General features: G+C 63.8%; 22 protein-coding genes. 14 read left to right on the top strand and 8 right to left on the bottom strand.

Annotated elements, in window-relative coordinates; all coding sequences use genetic code 11:
* Positions 1–132 precede the first annotated feature (132 nt).
* The gene (locus AC2FNS_RS14045; RefSeq protein ID WP_496683174.1) at positions 133–654 is read left to right on the top strand and encodes a glutathione peroxidase; all 522 of its coding nucleotides are present in this window, start codon (positions 133–135) and stop codon (positions 652–654) included.
* Here the strand turns inward: AC2FNS_RS14045 and AC2FNS_RS14040 are convergent.
* From AC2FNS_RS14040 to ade, 4 genes are all read right to left on the bottom strand, one after another.
* The gene (locus AC2FNS_RS14040; RefSeq protein WP_496712466.1) at positions 630–1,517 is read right to left on the bottom strand and encodes a DMT family transporter; all 888 of its coding nucleotides are present in this window, start codon (positions 1,515–1,517) and stop codon (positions 630–632) included. The genes AC2FNS_RS14045 and AC2FNS_RS14040 overlap by 25 nt on opposite strands.
* A gap of 133 nt (positions 1,518–1,650) precedes the next feature.
* Positions 1,651–1,938 (bottom strand): HU family DNA-binding protein, encoded by a 288-nt coding sequence (locus AC2FNS_RS14035; RefSeq protein WP_005979685.1) that lies wholly within the window; start codon positions 1,936–1,938, stop codon positions 1,651–1,653.
* A 130-nt stretch (positions 1,939–2,068) separates the two neighbouring features.
* A complete protein-coding gene (locus tag AC2FNS_RS14030; protein WP_496687715.1) occupies positions 2,069–3,532 on the bottom strand; it encodes an AMP nucleosidase in 1,464 nt (487 codons plus the stop codon).
* On the bottom strand, positions 3,529–5,331 hold the full coding sequence (ade, locus tag AC2FNS_RS14025; RefSeq protein ID WP_496797714.1) for an adenine deaminase: 1,803 nt from the start codon (positions 5,329–5,331) through the stop codon (positions 3,529–3,531). Before ade ends, AC2FNS_RS14030 begins: the two co-directional genes overlap by 4 nt.
* Before the next feature lie 127 nt (positions 5,332–5,458).
* Between ade and AC2FNS_RS14020 the strand changes: the two genes are divergently transcribed.
* The gene (locus tag AC2FNS_RS14020) at positions 5,459–5,884 is read left to right on the top strand and encodes a VOC family protein (protein ID WP_496712464.1); all 426 of its coding nucleotides are present in this window, start codon (positions 5,459–5,461) and stop codon (positions 5,882–5,884) included.
* A 3-nt stretch (positions 5,885–5,887) separates the two neighbouring features.
* On the opposite strand, the gene AC2FNS_RS14015 is transcribed toward AC2FNS_RS14020, so the two are convergent.
* Complete coding sequence (locus tag AC2FNS_RS14015; protein ID WP_496712462.1) at positions 5,888–6,772, bottom strand: LysR substrate-binding domain-containing protein; 885 nt, start codon at positions 6,770–6,772, stop codon at positions 5,888–5,890.
* 114 nt (positions 6,773–6,886) lie between these two features.
* Here AC2FNS_RS14015 and AC2FNS_RS14010 point away from each other — a divergent pair, with 114 nt between their 5' ends.
* The 6 genes from AC2FNS_RS14010 (at position 6,887) to queF (ending at position 11,058) form a co-directional block, all read left to right on the top strand.
* Positions 6,887–7,642 (top strand): class II aldolase and adducin N-terminal domain-containing protein, encoded by a 756-nt coding sequence (locus tag AC2FNS_RS14010; RefSeq protein WP_496712461.1) that lies wholly within the window; start codon positions 6,887–6,889, stop codon positions 7,640–7,642.
* Positions 7,643–7,653: 11 nt separating this feature from the next.
* Positions 7,654–8,643 (top strand): sterol desaturase family protein, encoded by a 990-nt coding sequence (locus AC2FNS_RS14005; protein ID WP_496797713.1) that lies wholly within the window; start codon positions 7,654–7,656, stop codon positions 8,641–8,643.
* A gap of 172 nt (positions 8,644–8,815) precedes the next feature.
* On the top strand, positions 8,816–9,508 hold the full coding sequence (gene queC / locus AC2FNS_RS14000; protein ID WP_496712459.1) for a 7-cyano-7-deazaguanine synthase QueC: 693 nt from the start codon (positions 8,816–8,818) through the stop codon (positions 9,506–9,508).
* A complete protein-coding gene (queD, locus tag AC2FNS_RS13995; protein WP_496712458.1) occupies positions 9,508–9,864 on the top strand; it encodes a 6-carboxytetrahydropterin synthase QueD in 357 nt (118 codons plus the stop codon). Before queC ends, queD begins: the two co-directional genes overlap by 1 nt.
* Positions 9,861–10,580 (top strand): 7-carboxy-7-deazaguanine synthase QueE, encoded by a 720-nt coding sequence (gene queE / locus AC2FNS_RS13990; protein WP_496803886.1) that lies wholly within the window; start codon positions 9,861–9,863, stop codon positions 10,578–10,580. Before queD ends, queE begins: the two co-directional genes overlap by 4 nt.
* A gap of 10 nt (positions 10,581–10,590) precedes the next feature.
* Positions 10,591–11,058, top strand: a complete 468-nt coding sequence (gene queF / locus AC2FNS_RS13985) for a preQ(1) synthase (RefSeq protein WP_496803885.1) — start codon at positions 10,591–10,593, stop codon at positions 11,056–11,058.
* Positions 11,059–11,063: 5 nt separating this feature from the next.
* Here the strand turns inward: queF and AC2FNS_RS13980 are convergent, their stop codons facing one another.
* A complete protein-coding gene (locus AC2FNS_RS13980) occupies positions 11,064–12,008 on the bottom strand; it encodes a GlxA family transcriptional regulator (protein ID WP_496712454.1) in 945 nt (314 codons plus the stop codon).
* A 78-nt stretch (positions 12,009–12,086) separates the two neighbouring features.
* Here AC2FNS_RS13980 and AC2FNS_RS13975 point away from each other — a divergent pair, with 78 nt between their 5' ends.
* The 3 genes from AC2FNS_RS13975 to AC2FNS_RS13965 are packed head-to-tail and all read left to right on the top strand — an operon-like array spanning position 12,087 to position 16,089.
* Complete coding sequence (locus tag AC2FNS_RS13975) at positions 12,087–13,247, top strand: acyl-CoA dehydrogenase family protein (RefSeq protein WP_496712453.1); 1,161 nt, start codon at positions 12,087–12,089, stop codon at positions 13,245–13,247.
* Complete coding sequence (locus AC2FNS_RS13970; RefSeq protein WP_496712452.1) at positions 13,244–15,307, top strand: acetate--CoA ligase family protein; 2,064 nt, start codon at positions 13,244–13,246, stop codon at positions 15,305–15,307. Before AC2FNS_RS13975 ends, AC2FNS_RS13970 begins: the two co-directional genes overlap by 4 nt.
* Positions 15,304–16,089 carry a carnitinyl-CoA dehydratase gene (locus tag AC2FNS_RS13965; RefSeq protein WP_496797712.1) on the top strand — a complete coding sequence of 262 codons (786 nt, stop codon included), beginning with the start codon at positions 15,304–15,306 and terminating at the stop codon, positions 16,087–16,089. Before AC2FNS_RS13970 ends, AC2FNS_RS13965 begins: the two co-directional genes overlap by 4 nt.
* Before the next feature lie 6 nt (positions 16,090–16,095).
* On the opposite strand, the gene AC2FNS_RS13960 is transcribed toward AC2FNS_RS13965, so the two are convergent.
* Complete coding sequence (locus AC2FNS_RS13960) at positions 16,096–16,731, bottom strand: class I SAM-dependent DNA methyltransferase (RefSeq protein ID WP_496797711.1); 636 nt, start codon at positions 16,729–16,731, stop codon at positions 16,096–16,098.
* An 87-nt stretch (positions 16,732–16,818) separates the two neighbouring features.
* On the opposite strand from AC2FNS_RS13960, the gene AC2FNS_RS13955 reads away from it, so the two are divergent.
* A complete protein-coding gene (locus AC2FNS_RS13955) occupies positions 16,819–17,679 on the top strand; it encodes an SDR family oxidoreductase (RefSeq protein ID WP_496797710.1) in 861 nt (286 codons plus the stop codon).
* Here the strand turns inward: AC2FNS_RS13955 and AC2FNS_RS13950 are convergent, their stop codons facing one another.
* Positions 17,680–19,299 (bottom strand): GMC family oxidoreductase, encoded by a 1,620-nt coding sequence (locus AC2FNS_RS13950; RefSeq protein ID WP_496797709.1) that lies wholly within the window; start codon positions 19,297–19,299, stop codon positions 17,680–17,682.
* Here AC2FNS_RS13950 and AC2FNS_RS13945 point away from each other — a divergent pair.
* The gene (locus AC2FNS_RS13945; RefSeq protein WP_490360091.1) at positions 19,298–19,543 is read left to right on the top strand and encodes a hypothetical protein; all 246 of its coding nucleotides are present in this window, start codon (positions 19,298–19,300) and stop codon (positions 19,541–19,543) included. The two genes, AC2FNS_RS13950 and AC2FNS_RS13945, sit on opposite strands and share 2 nt — an antisense overlap.
* 60 nt (positions 19,544–19,603) lie before the next feature.
* A complete protein-coding gene (gene katG, locus AC2FNS_RS13940; protein ID WP_496712446.1) occupies positions 19,604–21,811 on the top strand; it encodes a catalase/peroxidase HPI in 2,208 nt (735 codons plus the stop codon).
* The last annotated feature ends 398 nt before the right edge of the window (positions 21,812–22,209 follow it).

The following is a 22,209-nucleotide window of genomic DNA, read 5'->3' as shown; positions in this document are numbered from 1 at the left end:
GTTATTCCTTTCCCGAGATAATTGGGGTGCGCCGCGACAAAAGCAAAGCCCTGTTTTGCCCGGCTCGCGCGATCGTGCGGGTGATCTGCCGCCGTTCTTCGTGCGTATCAATGACAAAGAGGAGGTCAAGCCATGTTCAGAATGCTGCTGTTGTCTGCCCTGTTGCTGATCGGCCGGATGGTGCAGGCCGCGCCTGTGTCCGGAGAGTTCGCTTCAATTGATGGCGGCACGCTGTCGCTGTCGGATTGGCGCGGCCAGCCGGTTCTGGTGGTCAACACGGCCTCGCAATGCGGGTTCACCGGGCAATATGCTGGGCTGCAAAAGCTGCAGGACACCTATGGATCCGAGGGTTTGGTGGTTCTGGCGGTCCCGTCGGATTCCTTCAACCAGGAATTGGAAACCGCCAGCGAGGTCAAGGAGTTCTGCGAGTTGAACTATGACCTGACCCTGCCCATGACCGACATCACCCCCGTGACCGGCCCGCAGGCCCACCCGTTCTACAAGGCGGTCGCCGCCGAGACCGGGTTTGTGCCCAACTGGAATTTCAACAAGATCCTGCTGAGCCCCGAAGGCGAGGTCGTGGCGACCTTTGGGTCGACGACGCGGCCGGACTCCCGCAAGCTGCGCCGTCAGGTCGAGGCCCTGCTGCGCTGAACCGGCTGGCGTGACAACTGCACGGCCAGAATGCCCAGCGTGGTGACCGCAACACCGACGGCATCCATTGCGCCCAACCGTTCACCCAGAAGAATCGCGGCGATCGTGACCCCGAACACCGGGTTGAGGAAATGGAAGGTCGCCGCGCGGATCGGCCCGATCCGGTTGAGCAGCAGGAACCAGATCAGCGTGGCCAGCAGGCCGGGGAACAGGGTCGTGTAGGTGAAGGCCAGCGCCAGCGGCCAGGTCGGGCGGACATAAATCGTCTCGAACAGCGGGGCGGCGATGAACAGAACCGCCGAGCCGACGAACATCTGCAGGCCGACGACCATCATGAAGTTCCCGCCCGAGGTCGCCCCGCGCACGGCCAGCGTGGCGAAAGTCAGAGCCAGCGCGCCCAGCCCGCAGAGGGCAACGCCGAACAGGTCGATCCCGGCGCTGATCCTGCTGCTCATGATCAGGGCCACACCGGCGAACCCGGCCAGCAGCCCCAGGACACCCAGCGGGCGCAACCGTTCCCCGAACAGCAGCCAACCGGCCAGCGCCACCAGCAGAGGCATGGTCGATGCGATGATCGCCGCGACCGAGGCCTCGACCGTTTGCATCGCATAGAAATTCAGACCCAAATACAGGGCATTCTGGCAGATTCCGAACAGGATGGTCGCGTACCATTGCGACCGCGTCAGGCGCCAGCTCTGGCCCATAGCCGCGGCGATGGCGACACCCAGGATGCCGGAAATCAAAAAGCGAACGGCCAGCGAAAACAGCGGCGAGGCATCCGCGACGATGATCCGCGCCGAGGTGAAGGCCGACGACCAGATGAAGGCAAAGGCCAGCCCCATGGCGATGGCGCGCAGATCCATGACAAGCCTCGTTTGAATTCTGTGGCGACTGTTCCTGATTTTCTCTGGGTCTGCAACCGGCGGATGGCACCGTGCGGCATAGAAAAAGGGCCGCGAAACCGCGGCCCCTGTTTCGTACCACCTTGGGGTGGGATCAGCTGTTGACGCTGTCCTTCAGGGCCTTGGCGATGGTCATTTTCACGACCTTGTCGGCCTCTTTGGTAAAGGTCTCACCGGTGGCCGGGTTGCGCACCTGACGCTCGGGGCGCTCGCGGCAGTAGATCTTGCCGACGCCCGGCAGGGTCACGGCGCCACCGGCCGAAACTTCGCGGGTGATCAGGTTGGTGATCGCTTCCAGCGCCGCGTTCGCGGATTTCTTGTCGGTTCCCATTTCCTCAGCGAGAGCAGCAACCAGCTGAGTCTTCGTCATAGGCTTTGCCATTTCTTGGTCTCCTTAACGTGCCCGATCTATTGGGCCTCACCGCGTAACTGTAACGGGATATTGTGGGCGAACACAACGAATAGTAGCGCCGAACCCCCAAAAAATATGGGGATTTCGTTGCTTTTTTGCGTCAGAGGAAGGCCGTTTCATCGAACGAGCGCAATTTCCGGCTGTGCAGACGTTCCAGCGGCATGCCCCGCAGGTGTTCCATCGCCCGGATTCCAATCGCCAGATGGCGGCCGACCTGAGTTGTATAGAACTCGGACGCCATGCCGGGCAACTTCAATTCGCCATGCAGGGGCTTGTCGGACACGCACAGCAAGGTACCGTAGGGCACGCGGAACCGATAGCCGTTGGCGGCGATCGTTGCGCTTTCCATGTCCAGCGCGATGGCGCGCGACTGGCTCAGCCGTTGCACCGGGCCGGATTGGTCGCGCAGTTCCCAGTTGCGGTTGTCGACCGAGGCCACCGTGCCGGTGCGCATGATCCGCTTCAGCTCATAGCCGTCCAGCTCGGTCACTTCGGCCACGGCGCGTTCCAGCGCGACCTGAACTTCGGCCAGCGGCGGGATCGGCACCCAGACGGGCAGGTCGTCGTCCAGCACCTTGTCTTCGCGCAGATAGGCATGGGCCAGCACAAAGTCGCCCAGGGCCTGCGTGTTGCGCAGCCCTGCGCAGTGGCCAACCATCAGCCAGGCATGTGGGCGCAGCACCGCGATGTGGTCGGTGGCGGTTTTGGCGTTGGATGGCCCGACGCCGATATTGACCAGCGTGATCCCCGACCCGTCGGCGCGTTTCAGGTGATAGGTCGGCATCTGCGGCAGCTTCAGCGGCTGGTCCAGCGGCGCGTCGGGGTCGGTAATCTCGACATTCCCGGTCGAAACGAAACTGGTATAGCCGCTGTCCGGGTCGGCCAGTTGCGCGCGGGCATAGTTCTCGAATTCCGAGACGTAGAACTGGTAGTTGGTGAACAGAACGTGGTTCTGGAAATGGTCCGGATCGGTGGCTGTGTAGTGGGCCAGCCGGGCCAGCGAGTAATCGATGCGTTGCGCTGTGAACAAGGCCAGCGGGCCGACGCCATCCAGCGGTTCGTGCACACCGTTGACGATGTCGTCATTGGTGGTGGTCAGATCGGGCACGTCGAACACGTCGCGCAGGGTGAACCCCGCCGCACCCTGATGCGGAACCACCAGATCGGGGTTGCCGGCCACGGCGAAATGCACCGGCATCGGCGTGGTCGATGGGCCGATGGTCACCGGCTGGTTGTGGTTCTTGATCAGCAGCGCGATCTGCTGCGTGAGGTAGGACCGGAACAGATCCGGCCGGGTTACCGTCGTGGCATGGACCCCCGGCTCGGACACGTGACCAAAGCTCAGGCGGCTGTCCACATGCGCGTAGGACGCCGTACGGATACGGATTTCCGGATAATAGGCTCTGTACCGGACCTTGGGCGCGCCGCTTTCCATCGCCTCGGCAAAGCTTTCGCACAGAAAGGCGGTGGCCTCGTTATACAGCTCTTCCAGCCTGGCAACGGCTGCGGCGGCATCGGTGAAAATCTCGGGGTCCCGTGGTTCGGGCGTTGTTATTTTTGTCATGCGAGGGGTTCCAGAAGGTCAATTTTTTCGAATGTGCGGACATCCACCAGTCCCAGATCGGATATCCGCAGTTCGGGGATCACGACAAGGGCCAGCAGCGAGTGCTGCATGTAGGCATTGTTCAGCTGACAGCCGCAGGTCTGCATCGCCTCGACCATCTTTTGCGCCTTGGCCGCGACGTCGGAGGCCGGGCTGTCGGACATCAGGCCGGCGATGGGCAGTTCGACCAGCGCCAGCTCTTCGCCATCTCGGAAGATGGTGATGCCGCCGCCCACTTCGGCCAGACGATTGGCGGCCAGCGCCATCTGCTCGCGGTCGGTGCCGACCACGATCATGTGGTGGCTGTCATGCGCCACGGTCGAGGCCATGGCCATCCGGCCCTGATAGCCAAAGCCCGAGACGAAGGCGTTGGTGACGCCGCCCGTGGCCCGGTGCCGCTCGACCAGCGCGATCTGGCAGACATCGCCTTCGCCCTCGACCAGCCCGCCGATGATGGGCAGCTCGGCCTTCAGCGCCTGGGTGGGGGCCTGGTTTTCCACCACGCCGATCACGTTGGCGCGGACGCGGTTGGCGCCCTCGGGCGCGGGGATCTCGAAATCGGCGGCGGTCAGGGCATGGCCCAGATGCACCGTGTTGCGCGCCCGGTCGGGCCAGTCGTAATGCGGGCAATCCACCTTGATCGCGCCATTTTCGGCCACCACCTGTCCGCGCGCGATGACCATCTCGATCGGCAAGTCGGTCAGGTCCGAACTGAGGATCACGTCCGCCCGGCGGCCCGGCGTGATCGAGCCGATCTCGCGCTCCAGCCCGAAATGGGTGGCGGTGTTGATCGTGGCCATCTGTAACGCGATCAGCGGGTCGCAGCCACAGGCGATGGCATGACGGACGACGCGGTTCATGTGGCCCTCGTTCACCAGCGTGCCCGAATGGCAGTCATCGGTGCACAGGATGAAGTTGCGCGGGTCCAGCCCTTTTTCGGTGACGGCGGTGATCTGGCTTTCCACGTCATACCAGGCCGAGCCCAGCCGCATCATCGACCGCATCCCTTGTCGCACGCGGGCAATGGCGTCGGCCTCGCAGGTGCCTTCGTGGTCATCCGCCGGGCCGCCGGCGACATAAGCGGCAAAATCAGGCCCTAAATCAGGGGATGCATAGTGTCCGCCCACGGTCTTGCCCGCGCGCTGGGTGGCGGCGATTTCGGCCAGCATTTTGGGGTCTGCATGGATCACGCCGGGAAAATTCATCATCTCGCCCAGCCCGATGATGCCGGGCCAGGTCATGGCCTCGGCCACGTCTTCGGCGGTGATCTCATAACCGGTGGTTTCCAGACCCGGCGCCGAGGGCGCGCAGGACGGCATCTGGGTAAAGATATTGACCGGCTGCATCAGCGCTTCGTCATGCATCATCCGCACGCCGTCCAGCCCCAGCACGTTGGCGATCTCATGCGGGTCGGTGAACATCGACGTCGTGCCATGCGGGATAACAGCGCGGGCGAACTCGGCCGGGGTCAGCATGCCGGATTCGATGTGCATATGCGCGTCGCACAGGCCGGGGATCATGTAGCGGCCCTTGGCCTCGATGATCTGCGTGTCGGGGCCGATGCAGTGGCTGGCGTCGGGGCCGACATAGGCCACGCGTCCGGCGGCGATGGCGATGGCATGATCGGGCAGCGCCTCGCGGCTGTGTACGTTGATCCAGATCCCGCCGCGAATGACCATGTCGGCGGCTTCGCGGCCGGCGGCAACGGCGATCAGGCGGGGGGCGACGTCGGGCCAAGAGGGGAAGGGTGCGTATTCCATGGCACAACTTTCCCGAATGCATCGGAAGGTGCAACCCCTGCCGTGCCACCTTCATGAAACCGTCATCCGGCCTGGTCCGGGGCAGCAAATGCTTGATCCGCGCCGCGATGCGGGGTCTGGTAGGGGCATGGATTACGAAACCATGGATGCCGACAGTTTCGGCCGCAGCCTGCGCGGGATCGGGCTGAACCTGCTGGTGCGCGACGTGCCAGCGGAATGTGCTTTTTTAGAGACTGTTTTTGGCCTGAAATCCCATCAGGTGACGGCGGATTTCGCCATCGTCACCTATGGCGATCAGGTGTTTCAGCTGCATTCGGACGGCACCTATCATTCCAACCCGCTGCTTGGGTTGGTTCCCGAAACGCCCCCGCGCGGTGGCGGGATCGAGATCCACCTGTACGATACCGACCCGGACGACGCGGCGGAGCGCGCCCGGTCCGCTGGCGCGGTCGTGCTGCAGGAGCCGAGCGACAAGCCTCACGGCCTGCGCGAGACCTATATCCTATGCGAGAACGGCTATGCCTGGGTTGCCAGCCGCCCCAAGGACGGATGAAGGTCAGGCGAGGTGTTGCTCGGCGGCGATTTCCGCCTGGATCCATTCGGCAAAGGCCACGGCACCCGGCGTCTCCTCGGCCTGAGGCGACAGCAGAAGGTAGTAGGCTTCGGGCATCGGCGCGCGATGCTCGAACGGCGCGATCAGACGGCCTTCGTCCAGAAGGCGCTTTGCGATGGTATCATGGGCCAGGCACAGCCCGCCGCCGGCCATCGCGACGGACAGGCCGACCATATAGGTCGTGGCGTAAGTAATCGGCGGATTTTCCCAGTTTAGACCCTGATCTTCGGCCCAGCTGACCCAGTTCGACAGAAGGTTCGAACAGTCGTACAGCGGTTGCTGCTGAAGGTTTTCCAGCGTGACCGGATAGTCGGGGGCACAGACGGGGTAGTAGTGATCGCTGCGCAAAAGCTCAGTGCGGACCGTGTCGGCCGGGCGCAGGGAATAGCGGATTTCCACCGCCGCGCCTTCGGCCATCTCGCGCGGCTCCCACAATTCGGTGAAGATGTTCAGGTGAACATCGGGGTGCAGCGCGCGGAACGCGGGCAGGCGGGGGGCCAGCCAGTTCACCGAAAAGGTGATGTTGCACTGCACCTGAACGGTATTTTCCTGTTGCCCGGTCACGGCCTGGGTGCCGCGTACCAGCGTCCGGAACGCTTCGCGCACCACGGGCAGATAGGTGATCCCGGCCTCGGTCAGTTCCAATGCGCGGGGGCGACGGTGAAACAGGGGCTGGCCCAGATAACCCTCGAGTGACTTGATCTGCTGGCTGACGGCGCTTTGCGTCATGTTCAGATCGCTCGCCGCGCCGGTGAAGGACAGGTGGCGGGCCGCGGCCTCAAAGGTCCGCAGCCAGCCAAGCGGGGGAAGAGGGTTCCGAGGTTTCATAATCCAATCATAAGCTCAGCTAATGCCAAAACGCCAATTTTTTCGTTGGTCAATTGCGCCCCGGCCCGGCACGGTTTGTATCAGCCCTCTGCACAAGCCGAACGGAGCCTCCGGATGAGCGTCACCAATCTGAAGCCGAATATCGACCATTGGCAGGAGCGCGTGGACATGGCCGCGGCCTTCCGTTGGACCGAAAGGTTGAACATGCATGAAGGAGTCGCCAACCATTTCAGCCTTGCCGTGAACGAGTGTGGCACGCAGTTCCTGATGAACCCGAACCAGATGCATTTCGCGCGCATCCGTGCCTCGGACCTTCTGCTGCTGGATGCCAACGATCCCGACACGATGAGCAAGCCCGGCGCACCGGACCCCACCGCATGGGGGCTGCATGGCTCGATTCACCGCAGGTGCCCGCATGCGCGTTGCGTGATGCATGTGCATTCGATCTTTGCCACCGTCCTGGCCTCCTTGGCCGACAGCACCCTGCCGCCGATCGACCAGAACACAGCAACCTTTTACAACCGCTATGTCATCGACGAGGAATTCGGCGGTTTGGCCTTTGAAAGCGAGGGCGAGCGCTGTGCCACGATGCTGTCCGACCCGAAAAAGAAGGTCATGATCATGGGCAACCACGGTGTGTTGGTGATCGGCAGCGATGCGGCAGATGCCTTCAATAGACTCTATTATTTCGAGCGCGCCGCCGAGACCTATATTCGCGCCCTTCAGACGGGCCGGCCGTTGCGGGTGCTTTCGGACGAGATCGCCGAAAAGACCGCGCATGAGCTGGATGACTATCCGGGGCAGGCCGAGGCCCATCTGCGCGAGATCAAGGCCGTTCTGGATGCCGAAGGCTCGGATTACGCCACCTAGAGGGTTTTGCCATGACCGATGCCTCGCATGATCCCGAAGCTGCCCGCTGGCACTATCGGCCATCTGATCCAGTGGTGTTGAACCCTTTGTTCAGCTGGCCGCCCAGACCGATGGCGGTAGTGAAATGGTACAGCGGTGCGTGGTTGCAGATCACCGCGCTGACCCTGTGCATAGTGTTGGCACTGACAGCTTATGTGCTTTTCCTGCCGCCGCTCAAGGCGATGCAAAGCTTCGCACCCGGTTGGATGTTCCGCATCTGGCTGCTGAACATGGTGCCTCAGACCCTTGTCGCGGGCGGGCTGCACTGGTGGCTCTACATCCGCAAGGGCCAGGGCATGTACAAGAAGTTCGACCGCCGGGATCTGACGCGCAAGAACGGCATCTTCACCTTCAACAACCAGGTCTGGGACAACATCTGGTGGACGCTGGGCAGCGCCATGACGGTGGCGACCGTCTATCAATGGGGAATCTACTGGGTGATGGCCAACGGTTGGGTGCCAACCGTCACATGGGAACAGGCGCCGGTCTGGTGCGTGGTCTGGATGCTGTTCATCCCGATGTGGTCCGGGCTGCATTTCTATTGGGTACACCGGCTGGAGCATCATCCGAAACTGTTCAAGCATGTGCACGCCGTGCATCACCGGAACGTCAATGTTGGTCCGTGGTCGGGCATCTCGAACCACTGGTACGAGAACCTGCTGTATTTCACGACCTATTTCATCCACCTGATCGTGCCGTCGCACCCGCTGCACCTGTTGTTCCATGCCTACTTCCAGCAGGTCAGCCCGATCCTGTCCCATTCGGGGTTCGAAAAGCTGAAAGCGGGGGACACGGAAGCGGCGAGGGCGGGCGATTTCTTTCACCAACTGCACCACCGGTATTTCGAGTGCAACTATGGCACTTCCGAGATTCCCTTCGACCGGTGGTTCGGCACCTATCACGACGGCTCGGCCGAGGCTACGGAACGCACCCGCGCCTACAAGAAAAAACGGTTCGGCTGAAGGGCACCAGCCGCACCCCAAGCTGTGACACCGTCTGGACAAGCCGCCGATGGGCGGCTTTCCGTTTTGATGGGTCTTTACCTTTCCGCGCGGGGTCTGATAGACACCGCTGGTCCGGATGAACCGGGCGCCGGTCGCAGCCTACCCGGCTTACAAAACAAGGATCTGAAAAGTGAAGACAATCGTCATCTGCTCGGGCGGACTGGATTCGGTTTCTCTGGCGCACAAGGTTGCCGCCGAAAACGAACTGATCGGCCTGATCTCTTTCGACTACGGTCAGCGTCACCGCAAGGAGGTCGAGTTTGCCGCCCGCTGCGCGGAGCGGCTGGGCGTGCCGCATGACCTGATCGACATGAGCCATATCGGCAAGCATCTGTCGGGCTCGGCCCTGACCGATGACGTCGACGTGCCCGACGGGCACTATGCCGAAGAGAACATGAAGGTCACCGTGGTCCCGAACCGCAACGCCATCATGCTGGCCATCGCCTTTGGCGTGGCCGCCGCCAAGCAGGCGGATGCCGTGGCGACGGCGGTGCATGGCGGGGATCACTTCATCTACCCCGACTGCCGGCCGGAATTCACCGAAGCCTTCGAGGTCATGCAGACCAAGGCATTGGACGGATATGCCAATGTCAGGCTCTATACGCCCTTCGTTCACATCCCGAAATCGGCCATCGTGACCGAGGGCGCAAAGCACGGAACGCCCTTCGCCGACACCTGGTCCTGCTACAAGGGCGGCGAGACCCATTGCGGCCGTTGTGGAACCTGTGTCGAACGGCGCGAGGCGTTTCACATCGCCGGCATTGAAGACCCGACCGTCTATGCCGATCCCGAGTTCTGGAAAGCCGCGGTGGAGGGGCACTGATGTTCCGTATCACCAAGGAATTCCACTTCTCGGCCTCGCATCAGCTGTGCCACCTGCCCGACGACCACCCCTGCGCGCGTCTGCACGGGCACAATTACATCGTCGAGGTGGAACTGGCCGCCGAAGAGCTGGATGCAAATGGTTTCGTGGTGGACTACCGCGATCTGAAGCCGCTCAAGACTTATATCGACGAGGAGCTGGATCACCGGCACCTGAACGACGTGTTCGGGCATGACATGGTCACCTCGGAGCGGCTGGCGAAAGAGATCTTTGACTACTGCAAGGCGCGCTGGGCGCAGACCAGCGCCGTGCGGGTCAGCGAGACGCCCAAGACCTGGGCGGAGTATCGGCCGTGAAACTGCTGCGCATCGCCGAGATCTTCGGCCCCACGATCCAGGGCGAAGGCGCCGTGATCGGGGTGCCGACCGTCTTCGTGCGGGCGGGTGGCTGCGATTACCGCTGCAGCTGGTGTGACAGCCTGCATGCGGTGGACAGCGCCTATCGCCATGACTGGACGCCGATGACCCCCGAACAGATCTGGGCGCAGGTCGAAGCCCTGTCCGGCGGCACACCCCTGACCGTGTCGCTGTCGGGCGGCAACCCGGCCATTCAGGATTTCGGCCCGCTGATCGCGCTGGGCAAATCCAAGGGCTATGACTTCGTGATGGAAACCCAGGGCTCGGTGGCGCAGGACTGGTTCCGCGAATTGTCCACCCTGATCCTCAGCCCGAAACCGCCCTCGTCCGGCGAAACCGTCGACTGGGCGCGGTTCGAGGACTGCATCACCAGGGCCGACGGCGCGCCCACCGTCATGAAGATCGTGGTCTTCGATGATGAGGATTACCGCTGGGCCCGCGCCGCGGCCGAGCGGTTTCCAGCGCTGCCGCTTTATCTGCAACCGGGCAACCACACCCCGCCGCCACCCAACGCCGAGGATGCCGAGATCGACATGGACGGGATCATGTCCCGCTATGAATGGCTGATCGACAAGACCCTCGGCGACCGCTGGTTCACCCCCACCATCCTGCCGCAGCTGCATGTCCTGATCTGGGACAACAAGCGCGGTGTATGAGGCTCTAACAATGACAAACCAAGACATCTATGCAAACCTGACCCAACTGGGCAGCAAGACCGACCTGCCGAACTCGCCCGAAGAGGCGGTGCTGGAGCGGGTGCCGAACCCGCAGGCTGGCACCGATTATGCCGTGCGCTTCACCGCGACGGAGTTCACCTCGCTCTGCCCGCTGACGGCGCAGCCGGATTTCGCGCATATCGTGATCGACTATGTGCCGGGTGACTGGCTGGTGGAAAGCAAGTCGCTCAAGCTGTTCCTGGGTTCGTTCCGCAACCATGGCGCGTTCCACGAAGATTGCAGTGTCACGATCGGCAAGCGGCTGGAAGAGGTGCTGGAGCCGAAATGGCTGCGTGTCGGCGCCTATTGGTATCCGCGCGGCGGTATCCCGATCGACGTGTTCTATCAGACCGGGCCGGAGCTGCCGGGCGTGTGGATCCCCGATCAGGGCGTTCCCACCTATCGCGGGCGCGGCTGACCGCGTTACGAGGCCGCCCGGATCGCGCGCGGCGAGGTGCCGAACTCGGCGCGGAAAGCGCGGGTCATCGCGCTGGGGTCGTCATAGCCCGCGCGCAGGGCGATCTCGCCGATGGGCAGATCGGTCTCGGATACCAGCTTGCGGGCCAGGTTCAGGCGCAGGCGGCGATAGACCTGCGCGGGGCTGGCCCCCAGATCGGCCCGCATCCGCGATTCCAGCGCCTTTTGCGAGCGGCCGACGCGCCGTGCGACCTCGGGGATGGGCAGGGGCGTTTCCAGATGTTCCTGCATCAGCGCCAACGCTTTGTTGACGAAGGCGCTGGCCGACCCGGCCCCGCCCATATGTGAACGGGCGGAATCGCGGGTCATGAACAGCTGCGCCACTTCCAGCGCCAGTGCCTGACCGTGATCCCGCCCGATCAGGTGCATCACCAGGTCAAACGCCGCCATCGCGCCCGAGCAGGTGATGCGGTCTCCGTCGATGACATAGCGTTCGCGGTAGGTTTCCACCTCGGGGAAGCGTTCCGAGAACCCCGTCAACTCCTCCCAGTGGATGGTCGCGCGATGCCCGTCCAGCAAGCCGGCCTCGGCCAGCAGCCAGCTGCCCGTGTCCATTCCGGCCATGATGCGGAACCGTTGCGCGGCGGCGCGCAGGCTGGCCTGCATGCGCCAGCCGCCGTGATCGCGAAAGCCATAGGATGGCATGACCGCCAGCAGGTCGCCGGACACGTTGCCGAGCCTGTCATGCGGCGACACCTGAAGCCCCGAGGATGAGGTCACCGGCCCCGCGTTCAACGACAGAAACTGCCACCTGTAGAGCGTGCGCCCCGACAGCGTGTTGGCCGCGCGCAGCGGCTCGACTGTGTTGGCCAAACAGTGGTTCGAAAACCCGTCGAACAGCAACACGCCGAAATGCTGCATCGCAGAGGTCGATTTAGTCCATTTCTGCATATTGAATGTCTATTACTGCATGAAAACGCGCGCAAGACGGGTCAGGCTGTTCGCAACATCTGCACTTGGAGAACCACCATGCAATTCGGGCTGTCCGAAGAACAGGAAATGATCGTCTCGACCGTCCGCATCTTTGTGGAAAAAGAGATCTATCCCCACGAAGAGCTGGTCGAGCGCACCGGAGAGGTGCCGAAAGAGATCGCCGACGAGATCAAGCGCAAAACGATCGAACTCGGCTTCTACGCCTGCAACTTCCCCGAAAGCGTGGGTTGCGCCGGGTTGAACCACCTGGAATTCGCGCTGGTCGAACGGGAACTGGGCCGTGGGTCGATGGCGCTGAACCATTTCTTCGGGCGGCCGCAGAACATCCTGATGGCCTGTCAGGGCGATCAGGTCGAACGCTATCTGATGCCCGCCGTGCGCGGCGAGAAGATGGATGCGCTGGCGATGACCGAACCGGGCGCGGGTTCGGATGTGCGGGGCATGAAGTGTTCCGCCGATCGTGATGGCGGCGATTGGGTGGTGAACGGCACCAAGCATTTCATCTCGGGCGCGGAACATGCCGATTTCATCATCGTCTTCATCGCCACGGGCGAGGATCAGACGCCGAAAGGCCCCAAGAAGCGCATCACCGCCTTCCTGGTCGATCGCGGCACGCCGGGGTTCACCATCCGCGACGGCTACAAATCGGTCAGCCATCGCGGCTACAAGAACATGGTGCTGGAGTTCGACGACTGCCGCCTGCCCGACGCGCAGGTGCTGGGCGAGGTCGATGGCGGGTTCGAGGTGATGAACACCTGGCTTTACGCCACCCGCATCACCGTGGCCGCCATGTGCGTGGGTCGCGCGCGGCGGGCCTTCGACTATGCGCTGGACTATGCCGCCACGCGCGAACAGTTCGGCCAGAAGATCGGCAAGTTCCAGGGCGTCAGCTTTCAGATCGCCGACATGATCACCGAGATCGACGCCGCCGACCTGCTGACCCTGGCCGCTGCCGACCGGCTGGACAAGGGCCTGCCCGCCAACCGCGAGATCGCCTCGGCCAAGCTTTTTGCCTCGGAGATGCTGGCGCGGGTGACCGATGCGGCGATCCAGGTACATGGCGGGATGGGTCTGATGGATGACTATCCGCTGGAACGGTTCTGGCGCGATGCCCGGGTGGAGAGGATCTGGGACGGTACCAGCGAGATCCAGCGCCACATCATCAGCCGCGACCTGCTGCGCGCGTTGGGGGCATGAACGTGGCGCCGGGCCTGAACGGCGCGGCGGATGTGCTCACGCCGGGAAAACTCGCCGCGCTGAGGCGGATGCTGGGGTTTCGTTCGCTGGCGGTGATCGGCGGGGGCGCTTGGTGTGCCGAGGTCATCCGGCAGGTGCGGAAACTGGGGTTCACCGGTCCGGTCTGGCCGGTGCATCCCAAGGCCGACGAGGTGGCGGGCGAGCGCGTCTTTGCCACGATCGAAGACCTGCCCCAAGCGCCCGACGCGGCCTTTGTCGGCATCAACCGCCGCGCCACCATCGAGGCGGTTGAGGTTCTGTCCCGCATTGGCGCGGGCGGGGCGGTGTGTTTCGCCTCGGGCTTTACCGAGGCGCTGGCTGAGGATGCGGACGGGCCGGACTTGCAGGCGCAGCTTGTGGCTGCAGCGGGGGACATGCCGATCCTCGGCCCCAACTGCTATGGCTTCGTCAACGGACTGGACCGGGTGGCGATCTGGCCCGACCAGCACGGGATGCGCCCGGTGGAGCGGGGCGTCGCCATTCTAACGCAAAGCTCAAACATCGCCATCAACATGACCATGCAGCGCCGGGCGCTGCCGCTGGCTTTCATGCTGACCTGCGGGAATCAGGCACAGTCCCACCACGCCGAAATCGCCATGGCGCTGCTGGAGGATGACCGGATCACCGCCATCGGTGTGCATGTCGAGGGCTTTGGCGACCTGCGCAAATGGGAGGCGCTGGCGGCCAAGGCGCGTGACCGGGGCGTACCGATCGTGGCCCTCAAGGTGGGGCGGTCAGCTCAGGCGCAGGCGGCCACCATTTCGCACACCGCCTCGCTGGCGGGGGGCGATGCCGGGGCGCAGGCGTTTTTGGTCCGGCTGGGAATCGCGCGGCTGAACGACGTGCCCGAGTTTCTGGAAACACTGAAGCTGTTGCATGTCACCGGGCCGCTGGACGGGACCGGAGTGGCGACAATCAGCTGTTCCGGTGGCGAGGCCAGCTTGGCCGCCGACATGGCCGAAGGAACCGGCCTGCACTTTCCGCCGCTGACCGCGGATCAAGTCTCGGGCCTGCGCGCGGCGCTGGGGCCGATGGTGGCGCTGGCCAATCCACTGGACTACCACACCTATGTCTGGCGCGACGCTGACGCGATGGCACGGGCGTGGTCGGCGATGACGGGGCCGCATGTGGCGATGACGATCTCGATCGTTGACTACCCTCACACCGATGCCACCGATTGGGACTGCGCCACCCGTGCGGCGTTGACCTGCGCGCGCGGAACCGGTCGCCCCTTTGCCGTGGCCGCGACCTTGCCGGAACTGATGCCCGAGGACGTAGCCGAGCGGTTGATGGCGGGCGGTGTCGTGCCCTTCGCCGGGCTGCGCGAGGCGCTGACGGCGACACGCGCTGCAGCACGCCCGCATCCCGAACCGCAGGAGCCAGTTTTGCTGCCCGCCGCCAATGCGGCCACAACCGCTCTGACCGAGGCTCAGGCCAAGGCCGAACTGGCCGCTTGCGGCGTGCCGGTTCCCCGCTCGGTCGTCGCGCGGGCGGATCGGGCGGAAAAGGCGGTGGACGGTCTGAGCGGACCCTTTGCGGTGAAAGGCGTTGGCCTGGCGCACAAATCCGAACATGGCGCGGTGCGGCTGGGCGTTTCTGGACAAGATCTGCCCGAGGTCGCGAGATCAATCGGCACCGATGAGGTTCTGATCGAGGAAATGGCCCCGACCGGGATTGTCGAGCTGTTGATCGGCGTCACCCGCGACCCGGCGCATGGCTATGTGCTGACCCTTGGGGCGGGCGGGGTTCTGACCGAGATCCTGCGCGACTCGACCTCGATCCTGATCCCGTCCACGCCGTCCGCGGTACGCGATGCGTTGGGCAAGCTGGCCTGTGCGCCCGTGTTGAGCGGATATCGGGGCAAGCCCGGTGTGGATATCGATGCGGTCGTGCGGGTGGCCATGGCGGTACAGAACTACGTCATTGCCAACGCGGCGGTCGTGGACGAAGTTGAAATCAACCCTCTCATCTGCGCGGCCGACAGTGTGGTCGCCGTTGATGCCCTGATCCGAAAGGCATGACCATGAACCCGATCAAAACCCACCGCGATGGTGCAATCCTTCAGGTCACGTTGGACCGGCCCAAGGCGAATGCCATCGATTTGGCGACCAGCCGGGTGATGGGCGAAGTGTTCCGCGACTTCCGCGATGACCCGGGCCTACGCGTGGCGATCCTGACGGGGGGCGGAGAGAAATTCTTTTGCCCCGGCTGGGATCTGAAGGCCGCGGCTGAGGGCGATGCCGTGGATGGGGATTACGGGGTCGGCGGTTTCGGTGGCCTTCAAGAGCTGCGGGACATGAACAAGCCGGTGATTGCCGCCGTGAACGGGATTGCTTGCGGCGGCGGTTTGGAACTGGCCTTGAGTGCCGACATGATTCTGGCGGCCGATCACGCCACCTTTGCCCTGCCGGAAATCCGCTCGGGCACGGTGGCGGACGCGGCCAGCGTCAAGCTGCCCAAGCGCATACCTTACCACATCGCGATGGAACTGCTGCTGACCGGCCGCTGGTTCGACGCCGAAGAGGCGCATCGCTGGGGCTTGGTGAATGAGATCGTCCCGGCCGACCAGCTGATGGACCGTGCATGGGAGCTGGCTCGCCTGCTGGCCAGCGGTCCGCCGCTGGTCTATGCCGCAATCAAAGAGATCGTGCGCGAGGCCGAGGATTCCAAGTTCCAGGACATCATGAACCGCATCACCAAGCGGCAGCTGCGCACGGTCGATGTTCTCTATGGCTCCGAGGACAATCTGGAAGGCGCCCGCGCCTTTGCCGAGAAACGCGACCCGGTCTGGAAGGGTCGCTGAGGCGGATCAGGATTTCTCGAACAGGGCGATCAGCGCGGTGTCGTCCTTGTTGGGGCCTGAGGCGAGGTCGCCGTAGATGCGGACCGGGGTCAGGGTCAGATGTTCCATACGGCCCTCGGCCTGCAGATTGTCGAAGGCGGTTGCGAATCCCAGCGCCTCGAAGTGTTTGGCGTTGATCGACAGGGCGAATTGCGCCTCGGGCCGGGCCACCCGCAGCAGGGCGGGCAGAACCTCGGGGCCCAGATGGCCGTGGGTGAAGGTGCCCGACGACACGATGCCCGAATAGCTGTCACGTGGAACCGGGATGCCCTCGTTCAGGTCAGCCTCGATCGCGTCGCGGTAGATGTCCTTGCGCATTGCCTTGTCCAGCATCTCGGCGCTGATGTCGGTGGCGTCGATCGGCCCCACGCCCAGATCGGCCAGAACCGCGCCGCACAGGCCGGTGCCCGCGCCCACATCCAGCACCGGACCCTGCCCCCCGGCGCCGACAAAGGCGCGGGCGGTATGGATGTGCAGCTGGTAATCCTCGCGCGCGGCGAATCCGCGATCGTAATCTCCCGCCCATTCGGCATAGAGCCGTTTGTTGTCTGCCGGAGTTTTCAGCGCATAAGCCGCGTGCAGGCTGGGTTTGTCATCGCTCATCACACCATGAAGGCGCAGGCGGAGATTCGAATCAAGTGCGTCCATCCGGCGCTTGCATCCCGCCCGCGGCGCGATCAACAAGGGGCCATGACTGGAACTCTTTTTTCATTCGGGCACGGCTATACCGCGCGCGCGCTGTCGCGCCGGCTGGCCCCCAAGGGTTGGCGCATCGTCGGAACCACCCGCGATGCCGCCGAGAAAGACGCCATCCGCGCCACCGGGGCCGAACCGCTGGTCTGGCCGGGCGAGGACCCCGATCTGAACGGGGTCACGCATCTGTTGATTTCGACCGCGCCCACGGCCAAGGGAGATCCGGTTCTGGCCGCCCTGCGGGATGAGCTCGCCGCCCGCGCCGGGCGGTTCGACTGGGTCGGGTACCTGTCGACCACCGCCGTTTATGGCGACCACCAGGGGGGCTGGGTCGATGAGTCCACGCCGGCGACCCCGACGGCCGAGCGCGGGCGCTGGCGGTTGCAGGCCGAGCAGGACTGGGCCGCAATTCCCGGCCTGCCGCTGCACATCTTTCGCCTTGCGGGCATCTACGGGCCGGGGCGGGGGCCGTTCTCCAAGCTGAAGAAAGGCGGGCTGCGGCGGATCATCAAGCCGGGGCAGGTGTTTTCGCGCATTCATGTCGAGGACATCGCACAGGTGCTCGAGGCGTCGATGCTCCGTCCCGATCCGGGCGCGATCTACAATGTCTGCGATGACGAACCGGTGCCGCCGCAGGACGTGATCGGCTATGCCGCGCAGCTTCAGGGGCTGCCGCTGCCGCCTGCGGTGGATTTCGATACGGCCGACCTGACGCCGATGGCCCGCAGCTTCTACAACGAGAACAAGCGCGTTCGGAACGACCGGATCAAGACCGATCTGGGCGTGAAGCTGAAATACCCCAACTATCGCGTGGGCCTTGAGGCGCTGCACGCGGATCAGGCGTTGAACGGCGACTGATCAGGCCACATCCGCCAGGATCATGTCGGCGGCCTTTTCCGCGATCATGATCGTGGGCGCGTTGGTGTTGCCTGAAACCAGCGTCGGCATGACCGAAGCATCGACCACCCGTAGCCCCTGCATCCCGCGCACCCGCAGCTGTGGATCGACCACCGCCATGTCGTCCACTCCCATCTTGCAGGTGCCCACGGGGTGATAGATCGTATCGGCCCGCGCGCGGATATGGCGTTCCCAATCCGTGTCGGTCCGGGCGGTGTCGGTGCCGAACATTTCCTTGTGGCGGTATTCGGCAAGGGCCGGAGCCTCGAGGATTTCGCGCGTCATCCGCGCGCCCTTGATCATTGTGTCCAGATCGCGCGGGTCGGACAGATAGGCCGGGTCGATCGCCGGGGCGGCAAAGGGGTCGGCGCTGTGCAGCGAGACGGTGCCGCGGCTTTCGGGGCGCAGCTTGCAGATATGGCAGCTGAACCCATAGCCCAGATGCAGCTTGCGCGCGTGGTCGTCCACCAGCGCGATGGTGAAATGCAGCTGGATGTCGGGGCGGTCCAGATCGGGAGAGGTCTTCAGAAAGGCGGCGCCTTCCGCAAAGGGGGTGGCAGCCATCGACACCCCGGTCTTGCGCCACCGCATGAGGTGTTTGATCAGCCCCACCGTACCGGCGGCGCCGATGCCGAAATTGTCTGTGTCCTTTGTCTTGTAGGCCAGGATGAAATCCAGGTGATCCTGCAGGTTCTTGCCCACGCCTGGCAACGCGTGGCGGACGGCGATGCCATGCGGCGTCAGGTCCTCGGGGTCGCCGATGCCCGACAGCTGCAGCAGTTGCGGCGATTTCAGCGCACCCGAGCAAACCAGAACCTCGCGCGTGGCGGTGACGGTGAGGTCGGCGCCCTTACTGCCCTGGCGATAGATCACGCCCGTGGCGCGGTGGCCGTCAAAGGTGATCTCGCGCGCCTGCGCCCCGGTGATGACCGTCAGGTTCGGCCGGTCCATGACTGGAAACAGATAGGCCGCGGCGGCCGAGCACCGCTCGCCGTTTTTGGCGGGGTCATGGAACTGGGTGACTTGGTACAGCCCCGCGCCTTCGTTGTCGCCGCGATTGAAATCGTCGGTCACCTTGTGCTGCAACTGGGCGGCGGCCTCGACGAAGGCGCGCGTGATCGGGCGTTCTTCTTTCTGATCGGACACCTGAAGCGGGCCGTCGGCGCCATGCAGGTCATCCGCGCCGCGTTCGTTGTTCTCGGACCGTTTGAAATAGGGCAGGACGCTGTCCCAGTCCCAGCCCTCGCAGCCCAGATCGGCCCAGCCGTCATAATCCTGCCGTTGCCCGCGCACATAGAGCATCGCGTTGATCGCGCTGGATCCGCCCAGGGCCCGGCCGCGCGGCTGATAGCCCTTGCGGCCGTCCAGCCCCGGTTGCGGCACCGTCTCGAAGGCCCAGTTGTTGATCCTGGGTCGCCCCGGCAGCATTGCGACCACCCCGGCGGGCATTCGGACCAGAATGCCGTTTCCGCCCCCGCCCGCCTCAAGCAGGCAGACCCGCGTGCCCGGATTGGCGCTCAGACGGTTGGCCAGCACACATCCCGCGGACCCTCCGCCGACGATGACGTAGTCGAATTGCATGGCGATCCTCCCCTGTGGCCCGCGCGGTGTCGCGCGTCACAGCCCGCAGTTTGAAGCACCGGCCGCAAAAGGCAATCTGGGCGTTGGGGAACGCCGCGTCATGTGGATGGGGATCGGTTTGAAGGAACCCGGCAGAGCCATAATCAATATCTATCAAATCAATCCGAAAACAAAATTTTTTCTCATGGCTGGGATTTGCTATGACTCGGGGTATTCCAGCGGACTGCGGTCCGCCCCTTTTTGACGTGCCATTCGCACGGTTGCCTCGCAAACAGACTGACACCAGCCAGGATCGGAGATTGAGATGGACGGAAGCGACACCCCCAACACGGGCCAATGCCCCATCATGCACGGCGCCGGAACCCGATCGAATCGGGACTGGTGGCCCAACCAGCTGAACCTGGCGATCCTGCATCAGCACCAGCCGGTCAGCAATCCTCTGGGCGCCGATTTCAACTATGCCGACGTGTTCAAGAAGCTGGATTACCAGGCGCTCAAGCAGGACCTGTATGATCTGATGACGGATTCGCAGGATTGGTGGCCGGCGGACTATGGCCACTACGGCGGACTGTTCATCCGCATGGCCTGGCACAGCGCCGGAACCTATCGTACCGCGGATGGTCGGGGCGGGTCCTCGACCGGTTCCCAGCGGTTCGCGCCGCTCAACAGTTGGCCCGACAACGGCAACCTGGACAAGGCGCGCCGCTTGCTGTGGCCGATCAAGCAGAAATACGGCAACCAGATTTCCTGGGCCGACCTGATGATTCTGGCCGGCAACTGCGCCATCGAATCGATGGGCGGCAAGACCTTCGGCTTTGCCGGCGGCCGCGAGGATATCTGGGCGCCCGAGGAAGACATCTATTGGGGCCCCGAGGCCGAATGGCTGGCCACCAGCGATACCGAAGGCAGCCGTTATACCGGCGACCGCGAGCTGGAAAACCCGCTGGCCGCCGTGCAGATGGGCCTGATCTACGTGAACCCCGAAGGCCCCGACGGCAAGCCGGACCCGGTGGCCTCGGGCCGTGACATCCGCGAGACTTTCGCGCGGATGGCTATGAACGACGAGGAAACGGTGGCGCTGACCGCGGGCGGCCATACATTCGGCAAGATGCACGGCGCGGGCGATCCCAGCCATGTGGGCCCCGAGCCCGAAGCCGCCCCGATCGAGGCGATGGGGTTCGGCTGGCTGTCCACCTTCGGCAAGGGCAAAGGGCGCGACACTATCACCAGCGGGCTGGAAGGTGCCTGGACCGCGAACCCGATCCGGTGGGACAACGGCTATTTCGACGTGTTGTTCAAATATGATTGGGAACTGGTCAAAAGCCCGGCCGGGGCCTGGGTCTGGACACCCAAGGACATCCAGCCCGAGGACATGGCTCCCGATCCGGAAGACCCGTCGAAGCGGGTTCCGATCTTCATGTCGACCGCCGACATGGCGATGCGGATGGATCCGATCTATGGCCCGATCTCGAAGCGGTTCCACGAGAACCCCGAAGAATTCGCCGATGCCTTCGCGCGCGCCTGGTTCAAGCTGACCCACCGCGACATGGGCCCCAAGATCCGGTATATCGGCCCCGAGGCGCCGGACGAGGAGCTGATCTGGCAGGACAACGTGCCGCCGGTGGATCATGACCTGATCGACGCGGAGGATATCGCCGATCTCAAGGCCCGGATTCTGGACAGCGGCTTGTCGATCCCACAGCTGGTCTCGACCGCTTGGGCGTCGGCCTCGACTTTCCGCGGCTCTGACAAGCGCGGAGGCGCCAACGGTGCGCGGATCCGGCTGGCCCCGCAGAAGGACTGGGCCGTGAACGAGCCGGAAAAGCTGTCCCAGGTGCTCTCGGTCCTCGAAGGCATCCAGGCAGCGTTCAACGCGGCGCAAAGCGGAAACAAGAAAGTGTCGCTGGCCGATCTGATCGTTCTGGGCGGGGCCGCCGCCGTCGAACAGGCCGCCGCTGCCGCCGGGCACAAGGTCGAGGTCCCCTTCGCCCCGGGCCGCACGGACGCATCGCAGGAGCAGACGGATGTCGAATCCTTCTCGGTGCTCGAACCCATGGTCGACGGGTTCCGCAACTATCAGCGCCAGGAATACAGCGTCTCGCCCGAGGACCTGCTGGTGGACAAGGCCCAGCTTTTGACCCTGTCGGCGCCCGAGATGACCGTTCTGGTCGCCGGGCTGCGGGTTCTGGGTGCAAACCACGGCGGATCGACGCATGGCGTGTTCACCGACCGGGTCGGAGCGCTGAGCACCGATTTCTTCACCAACCTGCTGGATATGGGAATCGAGTGGAAACCTGCGGAGGACCAGCCGGGCGTGTATGAAGGCCGCGACCGGGCCACGGGCGACGTGAAATGGACTGGCACGCGCGTCGATCTGGTGTTCGGCTCGAATTCGCAACTGAGGGCGATTTCCGAGGTTTACGGGCAGGCGGATGCGGACGGCAAGTTCGTGTCTGACTTCGTCGCCGCCTGGACCAAGGTGATGAACGCGGACCGGTTCGACCTGGTCTGAGCCGCAGGTTCGCTGACCCATGGAGGCCGCCCCGATATTGATCGGGGCGGCCTTTTGTCTTGCTGCGAATGCTCCGACCCATGTCCCGACAGCGGATTCCCACTGCGATTCCGCGTTGCGGCATCATTTGCTAAAGTTTCTCGGGGCAAAACGGGCGTACAGTTGGATGAAAGCTGCATGATGAAGTCGTTAATTGTATGTAATTTAATAGGAAAATCGTCAACTGAGAAAAAAATGGAAGTTTTTTGAAAATGGGTCTTGCAGGTCCCGGACCTAATCCGTAAATACCCCTTCACCGGCGCTGGTGAGGCGTTGGTGACGGGCTGGAGAGGCGGCCTGACGGACTGGAAAGACGGTTGTGACGCTCAGGAGAGACTGGGGCATCTTGAGGATTTGTT

This window comes from Ruegeria sp. BHSA191 (assembly GCF_059613325.1).
Note: the sequence above shows the minus strand (reverse complement) of the source record. Positions and strands in the feature narration are given on the sequence as shown.